The organism is Streptomyces sp. NPDC044044, assembly GCF_056434405.1.
The window spans coordinates 392,502-410,525 of sequence record NZ_JBWKFG010000001.1 but is presented as its reverse complement, the minus strand read 5'-3'; the positions used below and the strand labels follow the sequence as shown (position 1 = coordinate 410,525).

At 69.0% G+C, this 18,024-nt stretch carries 20 protein-coding genes; 10 read left to right on the top strand and 10 right to left on the bottom strand.

Annotated elements, in window-relative coordinates:
* Window positions 1-18 precede the first annotated feature (18 nt).
* The gene (locus AC07AG_RS01955; RefSeq protein ID WP_478750850.1) at window positions 19-345 is read right to left on the bottom strand and encodes a plasmid stabilization protein; all 327 of its coding nucleotides are present in this window, start codon (window positions 343-345) and stop codon (window positions 19-21) included.
* The gene (locus AC07AG_RS01950) at window positions 317-478 is read right to left on the bottom strand and encodes a hypothetical protein (RefSeq protein ID WP_478750849.1); all 162 of its coding nucleotides are present in this window, start codon (window positions 476-478) and stop codon (window positions 317-319) included. Before AC07AG_RS01950 ends, AC07AG_RS01955 begins: the two co-directional genes overlap by 29 nt.
* Window positions 479-650: 172 nt before the next feature.
* Here AC07AG_RS01950 and AC07AG_RS01945 point away from each other — a divergent pair, with 172 nt between their 5' ends.
* From AC07AG_RS01945 to AC07AG_RS01935, 3 genes are all read left to right on the top strand, one after another.
* Window positions 651-1,496 (top strand): SigB/SigF/SigG family RNA polymerase sigma factor, encoded by an 846-nt coding sequence (locus AC07AG_RS01945; RefSeq protein ID WP_478750847.1) that lies wholly within the window; start codon window positions 651-653, stop codon window positions 1,494-1,496.
* 139 nt (window positions 1,497-1,635) lie between these two features.
* The gene (locus AC07AG_RS01940) at window positions 1,636-1,956 is read left to right on the top strand and encodes a DUF6191 domain-containing protein (protein ID WP_478750846.1); all 321 of its coding nucleotides are present in this window, start codon (window positions 1,636-1,638) and stop codon (window positions 1,954-1,956) included.
* Between the two features lie 153 nt (window positions 1,957-2,109).
* A complete protein-coding gene (locus AC07AG_RS01935) occupies window positions 2,110-2,574 on the top strand; it encodes a peroxiredoxin (protein ID WP_478750844.1) in 465 nt (154 codons plus the stop codon).
* Here AC07AG_RS01935 and AC07AG_RS01930 read toward each other — a convergent pair.
* The 3 genes from AC07AG_RS01930 to AC07AG_RS01920 are packed head-to-tail and all read right to left on the bottom strand — an operon-like array spanning window position 2,571 to window position 5,001.
* Window positions 2,571-2,921 carry an STAS domain-containing protein gene (locus AC07AG_RS01930; protein WP_478750843.1) on the bottom strand — a complete coding sequence of 117 codons (351 nt, stop codon included), beginning with the start codon at window positions 2,919-2,921 and terminating at the stop codon, window positions 2,571-2,573. The two genes, AC07AG_RS01935 and AC07AG_RS01930, sit on opposite strands and share 4 nt — an antisense overlap.
* Complete coding sequence (locus tag AC07AG_RS01925; RefSeq protein WP_478752182.1) at window positions 2,918-4,192, bottom strand: SpoIIE family protein phosphatase; 1,275 nt, start codon at window positions 4,190-4,192, stop codon at window positions 2,918-2,920. Before AC07AG_RS01925 ends, AC07AG_RS01930 begins: the two co-directional genes overlap by 4 nt.
* Complete coding sequence (locus tag AC07AG_RS01920) at window positions 4,192-5,001, bottom strand: alpha/beta fold hydrolase (protein ID WP_478750842.1); 810 nt, start codon at window positions 4,999-5,001, stop codon at window positions 4,192-4,194. Before AC07AG_RS01920 ends, AC07AG_RS01925 begins: the two co-directional genes overlap by 1 nt.
* A gap of 277 nt (window positions 5,002-5,278) precedes the next feature.
* Here AC07AG_RS01920 and AC07AG_RS01915 point away from each other — a divergent pair, with 277 nt between their 5' ends.
* Both AC07AG_RS01915 and AC07AG_RS01910 read left to right on the top strand, forming a co-directional pair.
* Window positions 5,279-5,767 carry an ATP-binding protein gene (locus AC07AG_RS01915; protein WP_478750840.1) on the top strand — a complete coding sequence of 163 codons (489 nt, stop codon included), beginning with the start codon at window positions 5,279-5,281 and terminating at the stop codon, window positions 5,765-5,767.
* 241 nt (window positions 5,768-6,008) lie between these two features.
* Entirely contained in the window at window positions 6,009-6,509 is a 501-nt protein-coding gene (locus AC07AG_RS01910; RefSeq protein WP_478750838.1) for a hemerythrin domain-containing protein, read from the top strand.
* A 35-nt stretch (window positions 6,510-6,544) separates the two neighbouring features.
* Here the strand turns inward: AC07AG_RS01910 and AC07AG_RS01905 are convergent, their stop codons facing one another.
* Complete coding sequence (locus tag AC07AG_RS01905) at window positions 6,545-6,697, bottom strand: hypothetical protein (protein WP_478750836.1); 153 nt, start codon at window positions 6,695-6,697, stop codon at window positions 6,545-6,547.
* Between the two features lie 206 nt (window positions 6,698-6,903).
* Between AC07AG_RS01905 and AC07AG_RS01900 the strand changes: the two genes are divergently transcribed.
* Window positions 6,904-8,526 (top strand): molybdopterin-dependent oxidoreductase, encoded by a 1,623-nt coding sequence (locus AC07AG_RS01900; RefSeq protein ID WP_478750834.1) that lies wholly within the window; start codon window positions 6,904-6,906, stop codon window positions 8,524-8,526.
* Window positions 8,527-8,662: 136 nt separating this feature from the next.
* The gene (locus AC07AG_RS01895; RefSeq protein WP_478752180.1) at window positions 8,663-9,325 is read left to right on the top strand and encodes a fasciclin domain-containing protein; all 663 of its coding nucleotides are present in this window, start codon (window positions 8,663-8,665) and stop codon (window positions 9,323-9,325) included.
* A gap of 77 nt (window positions 9,326-9,402) precedes the next feature.
* On the opposite strand, the gene AC07AG_RS01890 is transcribed toward AC07AG_RS01895, so the two are convergent.
* Window positions 9,403-10,542 (bottom strand): PQQ-dependent sugar dehydrogenase, encoded by a 1,140-nt coding sequence (locus tag AC07AG_RS01890; protein ID WP_478750832.1) that lies wholly within the window; start codon window positions 10,540-10,542, stop codon window positions 9,403-9,405.
* A 381-nt stretch (window positions 10,543-10,923) separates the two neighbouring features.
* Between AC07AG_RS01890 and AC07AG_RS01885 the strand changes: the two genes are divergently transcribed.
* Window positions 10,924-11,901: an aldo/keto reductase gene (locus AC07AG_RS01885; protein ID WP_478750830.1), complete on the top strand. Its 978-nt coding sequence runs from the start codon at window positions 10,924-10,926 to the stop codon at window positions 11,899-11,901.
* 62 nt (window positions 11,902-11,963) lie between these two features.
* Here AC07AG_RS01885 and AC07AG_RS01880 read toward each other — a convergent pair whose 3' ends face one another.
* Window positions 11,964-12,818 carry a universal stress protein gene (locus AC07AG_RS01880; protein WP_478750828.1) on the bottom strand — a complete coding sequence of 285 codons (855 nt, stop codon included), beginning with the start codon at window positions 12,816-12,818 and terminating at the stop codon, window positions 11,964-11,966.
* A gap of 515 nt (window positions 12,819-13,333) precedes the next feature.
* On the opposite strand from AC07AG_RS01880, the gene AC07AG_RS01875 reads away from it, so the two are divergent.
* On the top strand, window positions 13,334-15,064 hold the full coding sequence (locus tag AC07AG_RS01875) for a sensor histidine kinase (RefSeq protein WP_478750826.1): 1,731 nt from the start codon (window positions 13,334-13,336) through the stop codon (window positions 15,062-15,064).
* A 242-nt stretch (window positions 15,065-15,306) separates the two neighbouring features.
* On the opposite strand, the gene AC07AG_RS01870 is transcribed toward AC07AG_RS01875, so the two are convergent.
* On the bottom strand, window positions 15,307-16,008 hold the full coding sequence (locus AC07AG_RS01870) for a response regulator (protein WP_478750824.1): 702 nt from the start codon (window positions 16,006-16,008) through the stop codon (window positions 15,307-15,309).
* A 273-nt stretch (window positions 16,009-16,281) separates the two neighbouring features.
* Window positions 16,282-16,746: a Crp/Fnr family transcriptional regulator gene (locus AC07AG_RS01865; RefSeq protein ID WP_478750823.1), complete on the bottom strand. Its 465-nt coding sequence runs from the start codon at window positions 16,744-16,746 to the stop codon at window positions 16,282-16,284.
* Between the two features lie 345 nt (window positions 16,747-17,091).
* Between AC07AG_RS01865 and AC07AG_RS01860 the strand changes: the two genes are divergently transcribed.
* A complete protein-coding gene (locus AC07AG_RS01860; protein ID WP_478750821.1) occupies window positions 17,092-18,000 on the top strand; it encodes a universal stress protein in 909 nt (302 codons plus the stop codon).
* Window positions 18,001-18,024 lie beyond the last annotated feature (24 nt).

The following is an 18,024-nucleotide window of genomic DNA, read 5'->3' as shown; positions in this document are numbered from 1 at the left end:
GCCCGGCCGGCGGTGGCCTCAGCGGCCGAGCGCCTGCTTGAGTTCCTGCTTGTTCATGGCCGAGCGGCCCTCGATGTTCTTCTTCTTGGCCTCGGCGTACAGCTGATCCTTGGTCGGGCCCTGCGCGCCGCTGTGCGAGCGCTCCCCGCCCCGCTCGTAGGCCGATTTCCTGTCCCCTGTCGACGTCTTGCTCGCCGTCTTCGACTCCCCCGAACGCGCCCGCTCCTTGTTGACCGTCCGGGCGGCGATCTCCTTCGCCCGCTCGGCCGATGCCCCGCGGTCCTCGGCGCTGTCCTTGATGTGCTCGTACTGGCGTTCACGCTTCTTGTTCGATCCAGCAGGCATGTGCTGCCCCTTCCTCATCTTCCTCATCAGCGGGTTCGAGCGCGTCGATTCGTGTCTCCATGATTCTTCTTGGCCGTGCGATCCGCACGTCAGCGGCCTCGTACAGCGCCTGCTCCGACCCTGCCGTGCGCATGCACACACCTGGCGGTTGTTTCCTCTCCGAGTCGGGGGGCAGGCGGAGTTCGTGCTTCGGACCGGAGGCGCATTCGCGGGGAGCGGTATGCCCACTCCCGCCGGATGTCCGGCTCCGGGCCATCCCGTTCCTCGCGGTCACTCGCTGGCCCACCGTTGAGGAGCGATTCCAGTTGCTTACCGATCTCAATGCACCCCAATCCCGTCGTCGCACGTCGACCCGGCACCTGCACGACGACGCCCCCGACACCAAGGCGGCCGCCGCCCACCTGGCCACGCTCAAGGACGGACCCGAGTACGACCTGCTGTGCGAGGAGATCGTGACGGCATGGCTGCCGATGGCGCACCGGCTGGCCAGCCGGTTCCGCAACAAGGGCGAGACCCTCGAAGACCTGCGTCAGGTCGCCGCGATGGGCCTGATCAAGGCGGTCAACCGCTACGAGCCCGAGCGCGGGGCCTTTGAGAGCTACGCCGTGCCCACCATCACCGGCGAACTGCGCAGGCACTTCCGCGACCGCATGTGGGACGTACGCGTGCCCCGGCGCGTCCAGGAGCTGCGCAACAAGGTCCGGGTCGCACGCCGCGAGCTCATGGACCGGCCGGGAAGCGACGCCGAGCCCGGCATCGCGGCCATCGCCGAGCAGGCGCAGCTGACCGAGTCCGAGGTCCGCGACGGGATGGAGGCGATGACGAGCTACAGCGCCCTGTCCCTGGACGCCGAGATGTCGTCCGCCGACCCGGACGGATTCAGCCTGGCCGACACCCTCGGGGCGACCGACCCCGCCTACGACTGCATCACCGACCGCGAGGCGGCCAAGGCGGGTCTGCGGCGGCTGCCGGAGCGCGAGCGGACCATCTTGTACCTGCGCTTCTTCGAGGACATGACGCAGAGCAGGATCGCGGAAGAGCTCGGTATCTCCCAGATGCACGTCTCACGCCTCATCACCACCAGCTGCGCCCGTGTCCGTTCGGAGGCCACCCGCGGGGACGGCGGCGCCGGGCACGCCCAGGCGGCGTGACAGCGCATCGCGTACGAGTGCGCGCCGTGCTCGGCGGTTGAGCTGCCCCTGGGGCGCCAGGGCCGCCCCAGGGGCTCGGAGCATGTCGGCCCCGGCATGCTCCGGTACGGATCCCGATGTCCGTCCGGATACTGGAGCCATGGAGTTCGTCTTTTTCATGACCTTGCCCGGCCTGGTCATCGTGCTGACCGTCGTGGCCTTCGCCGATCAGCTGCTGCTTCGCGCGGGGCGAGCCGGCATGCTGCCGTGGCGGAACAGCGTCCGACAGGGCCAGATATCGGCGACGGGATTCGAGCAGCTCCACGCGAGCTTCTCGCCGGGGAAACAGAACGAGCTCAAGGAGCGGCAGTCGGCACTGGTGATGCCGGACGACGAGGACGACGGGGCTCCTCCGCACCGGACGACGGTGAACCTCGACGAGGGGGTCGCAGTCGTCCGCATGCCCCGGTCCGACCGGTGACCAGTGCGGGCCCACCACTCCCTACCGCCGAGTAGTATCGCGAGCCACCCTGCCTCGTACCGCCGAGCCGTGAGGAGACCTCGTGTCCGCGCATCCCCCTCGTCCACCCCTCTCTTCGTCCGCCCGCCTCCACCCCGGCCAAGGAGCACAGCGATGACCCGGATCCAAGTCGGCTCCCTCGTCGATGACTTCACGCTGCCCGACGAGACGGGCACGCCCACGTCCCTCTCGTCGCTCCTGTCCGAAGGGCCGGTGGTGGTGTTCTTCTACCCGGCCGCGATGACACCCGGCTGCACCGCCGAGGCGTGCCACTTCCGGGACCTGGCCGCGGAGTTCGCCGCGGTGGGTGCCAGGCCGGTGGGGATCAGTTCGGACGACGTCGAGCGCCAGCGCGAGTTCGCGGGACTGCACACGCTCGGGTTCCCGCTCCTGTCCGACCCGGAGGGCGTGGTGCGCGGGCAGTTCGGCGTGACGCGCGGCTTCGGCCCCCTGCCGACGAAGCGGGCCACCTACGTCATAGGACCCGACCGGCGCGTTCTCGAGGTGGTGCGCAGCGAGTTCCGGATGAGCGCCCACGCGGACCGCGCTCTGGCGGCTCTGCGGTCCGCAGCCGGCTAGGAGGGCGTCCAGGCCTCTTCGGCTGCCTGCGCGGTGGGGTGTGCCGGGAAGACCCGGTCGAGCCCCACGATGAAGAGGATGCGGCTGATGTGACCGGGGACCGCTGCCAGGACGAGACCTGCCTCGGCGGCCAGGGCGTGGTTGCGGGCCGCGATCAGGGCGGAGATACCGCTCGAATCGCAGAAAGTGACGCCGGCCAGGTCGACGACGAGCTGCCGGCCCGCCTGAAGGTGCAGCTCGGGCAGGAGTTCGCGCAGCCGCGGGGAGCTGTCGTGGTCGAGTTCTCCGGCCAGTTCGACGACGGGCCCGGCGGCGGTGGTGCGGACATGGATGGCGAGCTCGGTCACTGCTGCTCTTCACTGGTGGGTCGGGGCACGCTGACGGCGAGGACGGCGGTGTCGTCGTCGACTCCGGTGCCGAAGGTGTCGAGCAGGTCACGGATCGCCGCGACGGCGCCCGGGGCGGTGGTCGGCGCAAGCGCCTGGGCGAAGCCGAGGAGCGCTTCGTCCCCGTAGCGCTCGTCGTCGCTTTTCAATGCCGTGTGTGCTTCGGTGAGGCCGTCGGTGTGGAGCAGCAAGGTGTCGCCCGCCGTGAGGTGGATGGTGGTGGTGGCGATGTGGGCGTCGGGCAGGACGCCGATGAGCTGTCCGCCGGGGGTGGGCAGGTGGTCGGCGCTCCCGTCCGCCCGCAGGAGCAGGGCCGGGGGGTGGCCGCCGCTCGCCAGCGTGATGCGAAAGCCGCCCTCGTCGGTGTCGGGGGTGAGCAGTCCGAAGATGACGGTGCAGAACCGCGGGTCGTGGCTGTTGTATTCGTGGTTGAGGACCGTGTTGAGGTTGCTCAGGACGGCGGCCGGGTCCGGGTCGTAGACGGCTGCGGCACGCAGGGTGTAGCGGGCCAGGGAGGTGACGGCCGCGGCGGCGGCGCCCTTGCCGCAGACATCCCCCAGGAACAGTCCCCACGCCCCCGCCGCGAGGGGAAAGAGGTCGTAGAAGTCGCCGCCGACCATGTCGGCGGAGGCGATGTGGTAGTGCGCGGCCACTTCGAGGCCGGGCACGCCCACCAGCGCCGGGGGCAGCAGGGTCTGCTGGAGGGCGGCGTTGAGCCGCTTGAGTTCCTCGCGTTCGCGTTCCGCTTCTTGCCGGGCGCGCAGCAGCTCGGTTTCGTACGCACGGCGTTCGCGGGCGTCGAAGACGGTGGTGCGGATCAGCAGCGGCTGTCCGTCGCCGCCGGTCTTGACCGTGGACGTCACAAGGACGGGCAGCCGGCTGCCGTCGGCGGCCTTGAGCTCCAGGGCGATCCCGCTGATCTCGCCCTGCATGCGCAGCAGCGGGCTGAAGTGCGTCTCGTGGTAGAGACGCCCGCCCACGGTCAGCAGGTCGGAGAACGTCCTGTTGCCCACCAGGTCGTCGTGGGCGTAGCCGAGCCAGTCGAGCAACGTCGTATTGATCTTGGCGATGGTGCCGTCGAGCAGCGTGGAGAGGTAGCCGCACGGCGCGTGCTCGTACAGGTCCTCGGCACTGTCCTCCAGGAGCGCGGAGAACGCGGCGCGGTCGCCTCCGGCCGCCCCCTCCCCGGGGTCAGGACGCTCACCGCTCCCGCCGTCGCTGATCTTGGACATCATGGTCTGGCTCTGACGAAGTCGGTGATCGCGGCCGCCGTCTCCTCCGGCGCGGCGAGCTGGGGGCAGTGGCCGGTCGCGTTCAGGGTGACGAGACGGCTTCCGGGAATCCGGGCCTGTACGAAGGCTCCGACCTCCGGGGGCGCGATCGCGTCGCTGGAACACTGCGCGACCAGCGCCGGAACGGTGACCTTGGAGAGGTCTTCGCGGTTGTCGGACAGGAACGTGACACGGGCGAAGACGCGGGCGATGTCCGGATCGGTGCGGCAGAAGCTGTTGGTCAGCTCCTCGCCCAGTTCCGGCCGCTCGGGATTGCCCATGATCACCGGAGCCATGGCGCCCGACCAGCCCAGGTAGTTCGCGTCCAGCGAGCCGAGCAGTTCATCGATGTCCTCGGCGCTGAACCCGCCGCGATAGCCGGTGGCCGGATCGTCGATGAAACACGGCGACGGGGCGAGCAGTACCAGACCCTCGAACGCCTCCGGCTCCCGCGCCGCAGCGAGGACGCCCATCATCGCGCTCACCGAGTGCCCCACGAATGTCACCGGGCCGAGCGCGAGCTCACGGCATATCTCCAGCACGTCATCCGCGTAGCCGTCCAGCGAGGAATAGCGTTCCTCGCTCCAGGCCGACAGATCGGAGCGCCCGGCGCCCACATGGTCGAAGAGCACCACGGTGAAGTCACTCTCCAGGAGCGGCACGACAAGGCGCCACATGTGCTGGTCGCATCCGAACCCGTGCGCCAGCATCACCACCGGGCCCCCGGCCCGACCGGACACCGTCACATGATTCCTGCCCCGAACAGTCATGCGACACATCCTCGCAGAATCCCTGCCGACCGCTCTCTCGACGGTCGCAGCACCGATCCACCCGGACCCAGAGATGAGCAGGCCGTGCCGGGCCGGTGTCTGTCACCATGTTCTCGACTGCACTCGCTGGTACGACGCGACCCCGGAGCGTGCGCCGGAAGTCCTGCTCACGGGACGGGCGGCCAGACCAAACGGATTATCGATCCGGGTCGGAACAGTATGCGACGCGTCCAGCAGGGTAGGTGAGCGCAGACAACGGGGACGAAGGTGAGAGGAAATGGAGTCAGCCGGCAGCGACGGCGAGGGGTCGTCGGGATCTCACACCATGGGCGTCGCCGTCTCTTTGAACGGCGGGGACTCCTCCATCGCCGAGGCACGCCACCTCGCGGTCGACTTCCTCACCCGCGCCCAGGCGGACCAGAACGTGGCCGTCTCCGCCCGCGCGATGGACCTCACCCAACTGGTGGTCAGCGAACTGGTCACCAACGCCCGCAAGTACGCACCCGGGCCCCTGCTGATGGAGCTGTGCATCGAGGACGCCACGGTGGCGGTGACCGTGCACGACAGCGCCCGCGTCCAGCCCGTCGCCCGCGCCGAGGACCCGCACCGGATCGGCGGACACGGCCTGGAGATCGTCATGGCCGTCGCCCAGCATTTCCACGTCCACCTCGAACCGGCCGGCAAACGCGTCACCGCCCACATCTCCCTGGGCGGCGAACCGGCCGCCGACACACCCCGAAGCGGCTCGCCCCGCGGCACGCGGTGATGCACTTCCGGTGATCCACTCCCGGTGCCCCCCCCTCACGGTGACCCCCTCACGGCTGTTGTCCTCGGCAGGCCGCAGGAGTGACACACGCAAGGGCCGGGTACACGAGTCACCTCGTGGGCCGGTGCGCAGGCCACGTATCTGCACGCAGGCACTCAGGCGCCTGTACACGCAGGTACGCAGGCACCCACCGCACTGAGCCCGTATCCATATACACCCCCGATGAGAAGGAGCCCCTGACATGCCGGACAAGGCAACGGCGACCGACGTCGTAGAGCTGATCCTCGACGATCACCGGCGGATGGAGGAACTGTTCCGCCAGATGCGCAGCGTGGAAGCCGAACGGGCCGATGCGCTGCGGGAGTTCGCCGACCTGCTCATCGCGCACGCACACGCGGAGGAGGCCGAGGTCTACCCCGCGCTCAGGCGCTACCGGGACATCGACAACGAAGAGGTCGAGCACGGCGTCGAGGAACACGAGGACGGCAACAAGGCGCTGCTGGCCCTCCTGGAGGTGAACGACGTCGGCTCCGACAGCTGGGACGAGAAGCTGGAGGAGCTGGTCCAGGCCGTGTCCCACCACACCGACGAGGAGGAGCGGACGATCCTCAACGGCGCACGCGAGAACGTGACCATGGAACGCCGGGAGGAACTGGGCACCGCGTTCACCAAGGAACGCGACAAGCACATCAAGGCGGGCTGCGGAAGCATCGACAGTGTCCGGCGCCTCGTGAAGGCCTGAGACGCACTTCCAGCGCACCTCGTGCCGAGCGTTGCTCAGTGGGCGCAGGCCCCGAACTCCGTGTGCCGGGCCCGTACCGCATAGGTGTCGTCGTCCCGCTCGTCCTGGGGAGGGGGCGGAGCGAATCTCCTCTCGCGGATCTCCCCACGGGCCTCGACCATCAGCTCGTCGAACTCTTCGTCCGTCATCTCGCCATCACCTCCTTCTCCACAAGTAATTCGTAACTGCCGCGATCACCGGATTGGTCCGCTTTCCCTCGACTTCTGCGGTCCTCTTCGGGAGAGGTACCCATGCCTTCGGAGCGGTGGGCGGGTGCGGATTGGTCGAAAAGAATTTCTCCCTCGAACGAGTGGCTGACCAATCCGCACCCGTCCACCGCTCCGGATAACCCGATGTGAGCGAACAAGCGAAAACATCGAGGCGCACGGGCGTGTGGCGACTTGGCGCGCTCGGCGCCTTGAGCGGCCTGCTGGCGGGTTACTCCGCGCTGGCGACGGCCGAGCTCACGTCTGCCGCGGTACGCCCCGAGTCCAGCCCCGTGATCGCGGTGGGCGGGGCCGCGATCGACCGCACTCCGGCCGCCGTGAAGGACTGGGCGATCCGGAATTTCGGTACGGACGACAAGCTCGTCCTGCAGCTCGGCATCCTCGCCGTCCTCACCCTTCTCGCGCTCGCCCTCGGAGCACTGGCGGCCCGGTACCGGCGTATCGGCTCGGCAGGCGTTCTCTTGTTCGGCGTCGTCGGGGGCGTCGCCGCGACGGGTCGGCCCGACTCCACGAGCATCGCGGACGCGCTGCCTTCGGTGGTCGGCGCCGTGGCGGGAGCGGGACTTCTCTACTACCTCGTCGGGCGCCTGCGGCCACGCAGGATTCCGGCTGCTGAACCGGCTCACGACGAGGCGGGTGAGGAGACCGCTGAGGAGAGGGGCTGGGACCGGCGGGGATTCATCGTCGCCGCTACGGCCGCGGCAGCCGCGTCCACGGGGGTCGGTCTGCTCGGCCGCTCCCTGAACGGTGCTCAGGGGCAGAACGCCGTGGCCTCACGCAATCAGGTCAGGCTGCCCGCCCCCACCTCGGCCGCATCGCCCGTCCCCAAGGGTGCGGCGCTGCGCGTCAAGGGCGTCAGCCCGTTCATGACGCCCAATGAGGACTTCTACCGTGTCGACACCGCGCTGGTGGTGCCCAAGGTCGACGCGACCTCATGGAGGCTGCGGATCCACGGCAAGGGCGTCACCCGCGAGACGACCGTCTCCTTCGCGGACCTCCTGCGCATGCCGCTGATCGAGCGGAACATCACGCTGGCCTGCGTCTCGAACGAGGTGGGCGGCCCGTATGTGGGCAACGCCCGGTGGATCGGCGTGCGTCTCGCGGATCTCCTGGCGCAGTGCGGTGTGGAGCCGCCGTCGAAGGGCGGGCCCGCTGACCAGCTGGTCGCGCGCTCCGTGGACGGGATGACCATCGGCAGCCCGGTCGAGGACGTCATGGACGGCCGCGACGCGATGCTCGCCCTCGGGATGAACGGCGAGCCGCTGCCCTTCGCGCACGGGTTCCCGGTGCGCATGGTGGTCCCCGGCCTGTTCGGATTCGTATCCGCCTGCAAGTGGATCCAGGACATCGAGCTGACCACCTTCGACGACTACGACCCCTACTGGGTGAAGCGGGACTGGGCGCGCAAGGCCCCGGTCAAGACCCAGTCCCGGATCGACACCCCCAAGCCCTTCGCCCGGCCGAAGGCCGGCACCGTGATGGTCGCCGGGGTGGCCTGGGCCCAGCATCGCGGCATCGACAACGTCGAGGTGCGCGTGGACGACGGCCCCTGGCGGCAGGCCGACCTGGCCGCCGAGGACACCCGGGACACCTGGCGCCAGTGGTCCTTTCCCTGGAAGGCCACCTCCGGTGGTCACACCGTGACGGTCCGGGCCACTGACCGCACGGGCGAAATCCAGACCGAGAAGCGGACCCGCACCATCCCCGACGGGGCCAGCGGATGGCATTCGGTGGTGGTCAGCGTGGATTGACCGCAGATCCCTGAATCTCCGCGACGGCCGAAAAAGGGCCTAGTCCCGTTCTTCTTCACCCTTCTTCACCGCACGCCTGACGACCGCACGAATTTCCCTCACTGCGCGAAACAATCAAGGAGCAGAAATGAACGCCATCACCCGCCGCACTCGTCGTGGAGCCCTCGTTCTCGCCGCGGCGGCGATGCTGCCGCTCGCCCTGACCGCCTGTTCCAGCGACGACGGCAAGGACAAGGCGTCCTCGGACACGAAGTCGTCCGCCGCTTCGGACAAGGCGACCGACGAGGGCACGGACAGCGCTTCCGGCGGCACGAGCAACACGGACGAGCCGTTCGGCCCGGCCTGCGCCTCCGTGCCCAAGGACGGCAAGGGCAGCTTCGACGGCATGGCCAAGGACCCGGTCGCCACCGCGGCGTCCAACAACCCCGAGCTGTCCACGCTCGTGACCGCGGTCAAGAAGGCGGGCCTGGTCGACACCCTGAACAACGCCAAGAACATCACGGTGTTCGCGCCGACCAACGACGCCTTCGCGAAGATCCCCAAGGCCGACCTCGACAAGGTCCTGAACGACAAGGCCATGCTCACCAAGGTCCTCACGTACCACGTGGTGGGTCAGAAGCTGGCGCCCAAGGACCTGGAGAACGGCTCGTTCCCGACGCTGGAGAAGTCCAAGCTGACGACGGCGGGCTCGGGCGAATCCTTCAAGGTCAACGACTCCGCCAACGTGGGCTGTGGCAACGTCAAGACCGCCAACGCCAACGTCTACATCATCGACACGGTCCTGATGCCGAAGATGTGACACCGGTAGGCACCCGTAGACACCGGTAGATGCGAGAGGCCGCACCCCAGAGGGTGCGGCCCCTGCCGACCTGACCGTTACGCCGGGTCGATGCGGAAGACGCTGCCGCCGATGTCGAGCACGTACAGCTCACCCTTGCCGCCCTGCACGAACGAGATGACCTCGCCGCCGTTGACTCCGAGGTCGCTCGCCCCGGTCACCTTGCCGTTCTCCATCTGCAGAGCGCGGATGGTGCCGTCGCAGTAGTCGCTGAACACGTACTGCCCCTTGAGGCCGGGGATCGCCTTGCCCCGATAGACGTATCCGCCGGTCACCGAGCAGCCAAGACCCGTGCGGTCGTACTCGTGGACCGGCGGCACGTGGTTCGCCGGCTCCGTGCCTTCCCTGAAGGGATGGTTGCCCTCCATCTGGGACCAGCCGTAGTTCTCGCCGCCCTCGCTGTCGGCCGGGGCCCAGTCGATCTCCTCCCAGGCGCTCTGACCGACGTCACCGATCAGCAGGTCGCCCGTCCCCGCGTCGAAGGAGAACCTCCACGGGTTGCGCAGCCCGTACGCCCAGATCTCGTCCTTCGCCTTCGGGTCGCCCACGAAGGGGTTGTCCTTCGGGATCGCGTACGGCTTGCCGCCTGCCGGGTCGATCCGCAGCAGCTTGCCGAGCAGTGTGTCGAGGTTCTGCCCGTTGCCGTGCGGGTCACCGCCCGAACCGCCGTCACCCAGCGCGATGTAGAGATAGCCGTCGGGACCGAACTTGATGTCGCCGCCGTTGTGGTTCGGATAGGGCTGCGTCTGGGTGAGGACGGTGCGCCGGGTCTCAGGCCGGATCTTGCCGTGCCGCACGGCGAACTCGTCGATGGTGCTGGTGCCTTCGAGGTTCGTGTACGAGATGTAGAAGTGCGCGAACTTCTTGTCGAACGCGATGCCGAGCAGCCCGCGTTCACCGTCGGTGGTGGTCTCCTTGGTGATGTCGAGGACGGGCTTGCCGAGCCCATTTCGGTCCAACACCCTTACGGTTCCTGCGCGTTCGGCTATCCAGACCGTGCCGCCGGGACCGGCGGCGCCGGCGGTCGGGTTCGCGGCCGTGGTCACCTTCGTGAGCGCGACCTTCGGGACGGCCTGGCGCGGTGCGGTGGGCTCGTCGGCGGACGCCGCGGTCAAGGCGAGGGAAGCGACGAGGCAGATGGTGGCGATGATCGCCGAGCTTCTGGTGCGGACTTTCACCGTGATCCTCCTGGAGGCGGCGAATGGGGGGACCACCCGGCTGCTTGGGACAGAGTTGGGCGGGGGCCACCCGCGCCAGCACGCAACCTGAGTGGGGGGATGGTGTGCTACTGGCCACGGACGAGGATAGTGGGACGGGAGCGGTTGGTATAGACCAGGACCGTCCTCAACCGGCCCAATCTGACGGCGCCTTGGGGAGCCCTGTCGTTGCCCCGAACAGCTCGGCCCCACACCGGGGGCCCGCGGGCACGGATCGGGAGGCGAGGCGGTCGTAGGCTTCCCGCGAGGCGTACAGCCGCAGGTCCTCGACAGGCGGCGGCCGGACGACCGGGCCGGAGTGGGACCGGCCCGAACCCGAATTCGATGGAACGGAGAGCACTGATGCACCACATTCACCTGCGCGATCTGGAGGTCTCCCGGATCGGTCTCGGGGCGATGGGCATGTCCCAGGCGTACACCGGTGCCGGAACGGACGAGGCGGAGTCGATCCGTACCGTGCACCGCGCCCTTGAGCTGGGCGTCAACTTCATCGACACCGCCGAGATCTACGGTCCGTACACGAACGAGGAGTTGCTCGGCCGCGCCCTGAAGGGGCGCCGCGACCAGGCGGTGCTGGCGACGAAGTTCGGCCTGGTGTCGCACGAGGGCGAAGGGCCGGGGAACCTGGACTCCAGCCCGGCCAACATCCGCACCGCAGTGGAGGGATCACTCGCCCGCATCGGCACGGACCACATCGACCTGTACTACCAGCACCGGGTCGACCCGATCGTCCCCATCGAGGAGACGGCGGGCGCCGTGGGCGAGCTGATCGCCGAGGGCAAGGTCCGCGCGTTCGGCCTGTCCGAGGCCGGACCCGACACCATCCGCCGGGCCGACGCCGTCACACCGGTCACCGCCGTCCAGTCCGAGTACTCACTCTTCACCCGCGAGCCCGAGGCCCGCGTCCTGCCGACGCTGCGCGAACTCGGCATCGGCTTCGTCCCCTTCTCGCCCCTTGGCCGCGGCTTCCTCACCGGGACGATCCGGTCCACCGACGGCTTCGACAAGGACGACTTCAGGCGGGACAACCCGCGCTTCACCGGCGAGAACTTCCAGCACAACCTGCGCCTGGCCGACGAGGTCCAGGCCGTCGCCGCCGAGGCCGACGCCACCGCGGCCCAGATCGCCATCGCCTGGCTGCTCGCCCAGGGCGACGACATCGCCCCCATCCCGGGCACCAAGCGCGTGAGCCGCTTGGAGGAGAACGCGGCCGCCGACGCCGTCCGGCTCACGCCCGCCCAGCTCGACCGGCTGACGAACCTCCCGCCCGCGGCCGGCGCCACGCACAACGAAGCCCAGCTGAACATGCTCGAACGCTGACCTCCCGCACTGTCCCGCACCCTCCCTCGGGAACGACCTGTTCGGCTGGATCGAGGGATCCGTCAGTCATGCGGAACGATTGCCACCGGGCTCTTGGCATGATGGATCACCGAGTGCGCGGTCGGTCCGAGGTGCTCCCCGGCAGACCGACGACGGCCTACGACGAGCAGACCGGCCTCCGCAGCCGCTTTGACCAGGTGGTGTCCGGCCCGACCGTGCACGAGCCTCTCGGTGACCTCCGTGGCCGGGTACTTGTGCCTCCAGGGCGTCAGCGCGGCCGTAAGAAGGCGGGACTTCTCCAACGCGGGGTCGGTGGCGTCAGCGCTGGGGACCAGGGGAATGGCCCAGGTGTGCACGACATGAAGTGGCGCGTGACGGCTGGCCGCGGCAAAGAGGGCGAACTCCATCAGCTCGTCGCAAGGACGGTCGAGGTCGAGGCCGAGCACCACCGGGCGTGATGGGCCTGCCGCCGGCTCCTCGGACTCGTCCTTGGAGTGCTGTGCGGCCCGGACCAGGACGACGGGGCAGATGGCCCGAGCCGCGACATTCAGTGCCACCGAGCCGACCAGGACTCCCGCGAGCGCGCCGAAGCCGCGTGAACCGAGCACCAGCAGAACCGAGGAGTCGGCCGCTGCCGCCAGGGCCTGCGCCGGTGGCCCGCCGACCTGCTCGTCGAGGATCCCCAAGGTGGGGTGTGCGTGGGAGAGCTGAAGGACGGCGCGGTCGAGCGCACCGCTCTCACGGTGGAAAGGGACCTCGATCTCGGGCAGTCGGCTTCGCTCCGAGGGCTGGTCGTAGGCATGGATCAGGTGAAGCGGCATATCGCGACGCAGGGCTTCGCGGGCCGCCCAGTCGGCGGCGGCCAGGCTCTCGGGTGAGCCGTCGATGCCTGCGATGATGGTCGGTTGCGGGGTCATGGTGCGTACCTCCACGGTGCGGTCGGAGGATCAACCGGTCGAAGTCTGGTCGGCTGATTCAAAGTGGCCGGGCCCGGTGAAGTGCCGCACCCGCGGCTGCCGATCGGTGGTCCTTTACGGCGCCTCCTGCCGCATCTCCCTACGCGATACGCAGGGGCGACGGGGTGTGCGCTGGGTGGTCAGGAGTGGTAGTCAGGGCCGACCATCATGGCGACGATCAGGGCCTGTCCACGGTGACACCGCCCTCCGGTCGACCCCTCGCCGGGGCTTCACCTCGGACAGTTCCACCCTTGAGGACGGCCCGGGAGGGGCGAACCGGCCCCACTACGGGACATTCGGCCCTCCCTGCCGGTCATCACACTCCGCACGCAGGACGACACAACGCCCGACGTGTACCAACTTTGGCCATAAGCCCACGGTCCGTACACATGAGTCCCGGTCCGGCTGCTCAGCTACTACGGTGAGGCGGAGGAGCACGATGCGCTGCGCCTTGTCTGCATCAGCTGGAGGAAGCCATGAGCGGGGAAGGACGCAGCGGCTCCGAGCAGCATCTGCCCAAGCTACGGCTCGACGAGTTGCTGGATGAGCTGCAGTCGCGGATCGATACGGCGCGCGGGACGCAGGACCGGGTGCACAGCCTGCTGGAGGCGGTGCTGTCGGTCGGTCGGGAGCTGGATCTGCCGCAGGTGCTGCGGCGCATCGTCGAGGCTGCCGTGGTGCTGGTGGACGCCGAGTACGGGGCACTGGGTGTCATCGGGGACGACAGCCGGCTCTCGGAGTTTCTGACGGTGGGGATCGATGAGGAGCGGAGGGCCGAGATCGGTGACCTGCCCAGCGGCCATGGCATCCTCGGCGAGCTGATCCGGCACCCCGAGCCGCTGCGGCTGCCGGAACTGTCGCAGCACCCCTCCTCGTACGGCTTTCCGGACCACCATCCGCCGATGCACTCCTTCCTGGGAGTGCCCATCCGGGTGCGTGACCGGGTGTTCGGGAACATCTACCTCACCGAAAAGCGTGGTGCCGAGGAGTTCGACGCCGAGGACGAGGCGGTGCTGTCCACTCTCGCCGTCGCGGCCGGGGTAGCCATCGAGAACGCGCGGCTGTACGAGGAGACCCGGCTGCGTGAGCGGTGGATGCGGGCCGGTGCGGAGGTCACCAGCACGTTGCTGTCGGGTGCCCCCAGTGCTGAGGTTCTGGAACTGATCGTCGGGCAGGCCAGGGAGATCGTCTCCGCAGATGTCGGGATGCTCGCGGAGTATGTATCCGGCGCTGAGGAACTTCGGCCGATGCTCGCGGTCGGCGCGGACGCAGAGAGACGTAGCGGGCTGGTGCTCTCTGCGCGGGAGGGCCTCGTCGGGGCCGTACTGACGACGACGGAGCCGGTGGTCAGTGCCGACATCGCGCAGGATGCCCGCACTGAGGAGCGGGACGCGCAGTGGGCTGGGCTCGGGCCGGTGGTCGCGGTGTCGCTGGGCGCGGGCGGCAAGGCGCGCGGAGTGTTGCTGTTGGGGCGTCTGGCGGGCGGTACTCCGTTCGTCGATGCCGACACCGGGCCTCTGCTCGGTTTCGCGGGCCAAGCGGCGCTGGCACTGGAGCTCGCCGAGCGGCGCCGGGACGCGGAGCAGATCACCTTGCTCAAGGACCGCGACCGGATCGCACGCGATCTGCACGACCTGGCGATTCAGCGGCTCTTCGCGGCGGGCATGACTCTGCAGAGCACCCAGCGCTTCGTGGACCATCCCGAGGCCACCGAACGGCTGGCGCGGACCGTCGACGACCTCGACGACACCATCAAGATCATTCGGTCCACCATCTTTGGGCTGCGTACGCACGGGGGCACGGCCAGAGAGGACAACGGACTGCGAGGGAGGGCATCCACGGTGGTGCATGCCTCTGCCTCCTCGTTCGGCTTCACTCCCGCGCTGCGGATCGAAGGGCTGGTCGACACCGACGTTCCCGGCGAGGTCGCGGACCACGCGCTGGCCGTGCTCGGCGAGGCCCTGAGCAATGCCGCACGGCACTCGGGGGCGCGGTCTGTGGACGTCCATCTGCGGTGCGCTGAAGGACAATTGGCGCTGAGTGTGACGGATGACGGAAGCGGCGTGCCCGATGGGGTTGAACACAGCGGGTTGAAGAATCTGGAGGATCGGGCCCGTGCACTGGGTGGCGTGCTGACGCTCGGTGAACGGCCAGGTGGCGGCGGAACTCGTTTGATGTGGCGCGTCCCGACGAGCTCAGGGAGCTGAAGTCGCGCCGCCCGCAGGTCAGGCCATTCCAACGCCTGGTGAAGGAGCGACGCCGCAGCGGCCGGGACGAGCGTCTCCAGGGTCGGGGCATCGAGAGTCGGAGACTTCATCGGAAACTGCTCCCGCCCGGGACCGAAGAGGCTGCGGGGCTGTTCGGCAACTGTTCCCGGCGTGCGGTTGCCGAGAGCGACGGAAAGAGGGGCCGGACGGCCCCAACCGGCACCGGATGGCCCGGATGTGCGTCACCTCGCGGGCCGTTCACCGGATTCGGGATGGTCGAGTTGGGATGCGAGGACCGCCGCCTGGACCCGCCGGTGGACGCCCAGTTTGGCCAGCAGGCGAGAGATGTGGTTCTTCACGGTCTTCTCTGAAAGGTAGAGCTTCTTGCCGATCTCCCGGTTGGTGAGCCCATCTCCGACGAGCTCGAGGATGTCCCGCTCGCGCGGCGAGAGACTTGCCAGTTCGGGGGCCATGGCCGGGGTCTCGGCGGGGCCCGCGCGCAGAGAACTCATCAGCCGTGCGGTCGTCGCGGGGTCGAGCATGGACTGGCCCGAGGCGACGGTACGTACGGCCGAGACCAGGTCGGATCCCTTGATCTGCTTGAGCACATAACCCGCTGCTCCCGCCATGATCGCGTCGAGCAGGGCGTCCTCGTCGTCGAAGGAGGTCAGCATCAGCACGGCCAGCTCCGGCATCTGGCTGCGCAGTTCGCGGCAGACGGTGATCCCGTCCCCGTCGGGCAGGCGCACGTCGAGGACGGCGACGTCCGGTCGGAGGGCAGGGCCGCGTACGAGCGCGTGCTCGACGTTCTCGGCGTCGCCGACCACCGAGATGTCCGGTTCGGCGTCCAGGAGGTCGGCCAGACCACGCCGTACGACCTCGTGGTCGTCCAGGAGGAAGACGCGGATCGGTTTCTGCTCCGTGAAGTCGCGCGCCTCGGTCATGACGACCCCTTGTTCCCCGGTGGCTGACAGACTGCGGGCTGTCCCTGAGGCGATCATCACCCTCCGGGCCTGGATGCACTAGGGCCGACTGGCCCCATTCACGCCCATAATGCGCTGTGCTCGTGCTCGTCGTGCGCGTGAGGGGGTGTGACCGTTGCGGGGCCGCGCGAAGGGCCCCAGCGGCGTATCTCGACCGATGTCAACGGCGCCTCGGCCACGTCACCGAGCACCTCTGTAGCCAGATCCGACTGCTACGTCCGATTCCGGGTGTGTTCACAGGGTGCTGCCGCTGCCGTACGGGGCGTACAGATCGAGCAGCCGCGTGCGGGATGCGCGCAGCCTGCGGGCGAGGATCTCGCCCACCCACTGGGTGACCGCGTGCCCCAGGGCGGGGTCCTCATCACACATGGCCCGGACGGCCACGGCATCGAACTCGTACGCTCGTACAGGCGTCGTGGTCTCGGCCCCCAGGTGCCAGGAGTGCGGCGCGAACAGCCAGGACCAGCCGACGAGTTCGTTGTGACTGAGGGTTTCGACGACGGCCGGCTGACGGCCGGGCACGTGGATGTCGAGGCGGATGGTGCCGGTGCGGATGATCCAGAACCGGTCGGCACGCCAGCCCTCCTCGAAGAGACGGGTTCCCTGGGGGAATGACACCTCGCGGGCGATGCACATCAACCGCTGGGAGTGCTCGGCGGGCAGTGCCCGCAGAATGCTGTGCGTGGTCGAAGAGCTCATGACGTCCCTCCAGGACGGGCGTACTGACCTGCCACGTTCAAGCATGCGCCTGTCCCATGGGCGCCCGCCATGGGCCACCCGGGCCCGCCGGTCGGGCCACCCGGCACCCCGCGGAAGTCCTTGAACCGGCGCAGGCCGCGATGCGCCTCCGCGAACGCTCGGAACTCAGCCGAGGATCAGTCGGCGGACCTGCTGCCGGACGTCAGCCGAACCGGCCCGAGCACCCGGCAGCAGACGTTGGGCCGAAGGGGCCCGTGAAGGGGCTGGGCGGCCCCTGCCCATGAGCGCCTTCCCGTACGAGGCTCGAAACGAGATCGAGCAGGACCGGATACAGGAGAGCCCATCATGCTTCCGCACATCACCGCAGGAATCGACGGATCCGCCCAGAGTCTCGCCGCCGCACACTGGGCGGCCCGTGAGGCCATGCGTCGCGGCGTCTCGCTGAATCTCCTGCATGCCTGGACGTGGCACCCCCGCCCTGCCCCCTCCGTCCCAGCGGGCAGGGCCGAGCACGAGTGGGCCGAACAGATCCTGGAACGGGCGGCAGGCAGCATCCGTGCCGCGCACCCCGGGCTGCAGGTCGTCGAGCGACTGGTGAGCGACTCCGCGGCAGCCGCCCTGGTGGCCGCCGCGGACGACACGGATCTGCTGGTGCTCGGCTCTCGTGGCCTCGGCGGAGTCTCTGGATTCCTGCTCGGTTCGGTGTCCCAGCGGGTCATCGCCAGGTCCTCCCGCCCCTTGGTGCTCATACGGGCGGACGAGAGCACCGCCGACGAACATCTTCCCGCCGTGGACGGCATCTCCCCCGATGAGATACCCGAGACCCCGTACCGCGACGTCGTCCTCGGCCTGGGCGTCCAGCACCCCTGCGACGAACTGATCGAGTTCGCCTTCGAGTCCGCTCGGCGTTGCCGATCCACACTGCGGGTGATCCACGCCTACCGCGTGACACACGACCAACCGGCCGATGAACCGCAGGTACCGGTCTCCGGACCGGAACTGCTCGCGGCACAGGAACGCGCCGTACAAGCGACGCTGCGGCCATGGTGCGAGAAATTCCCGGAAGTCCCCGTGACGGAAACCGTCCGCGAAGGGCGGGCCGCCACCGCACTGGTGAGCGCGTCAGCGGGAGCCTCCCTCGTCGTCGTGGGACGCCGGACACGAGACAGTCGCCTCGGCGCGCACATCGGTGCCGTCACTCACGCGGCGCTGCACCACGTCCGCTGCCCGGTGGCTGTCGTCCCGCACAACTGAAGCCGCCGGGACGGCGCTCCAGTC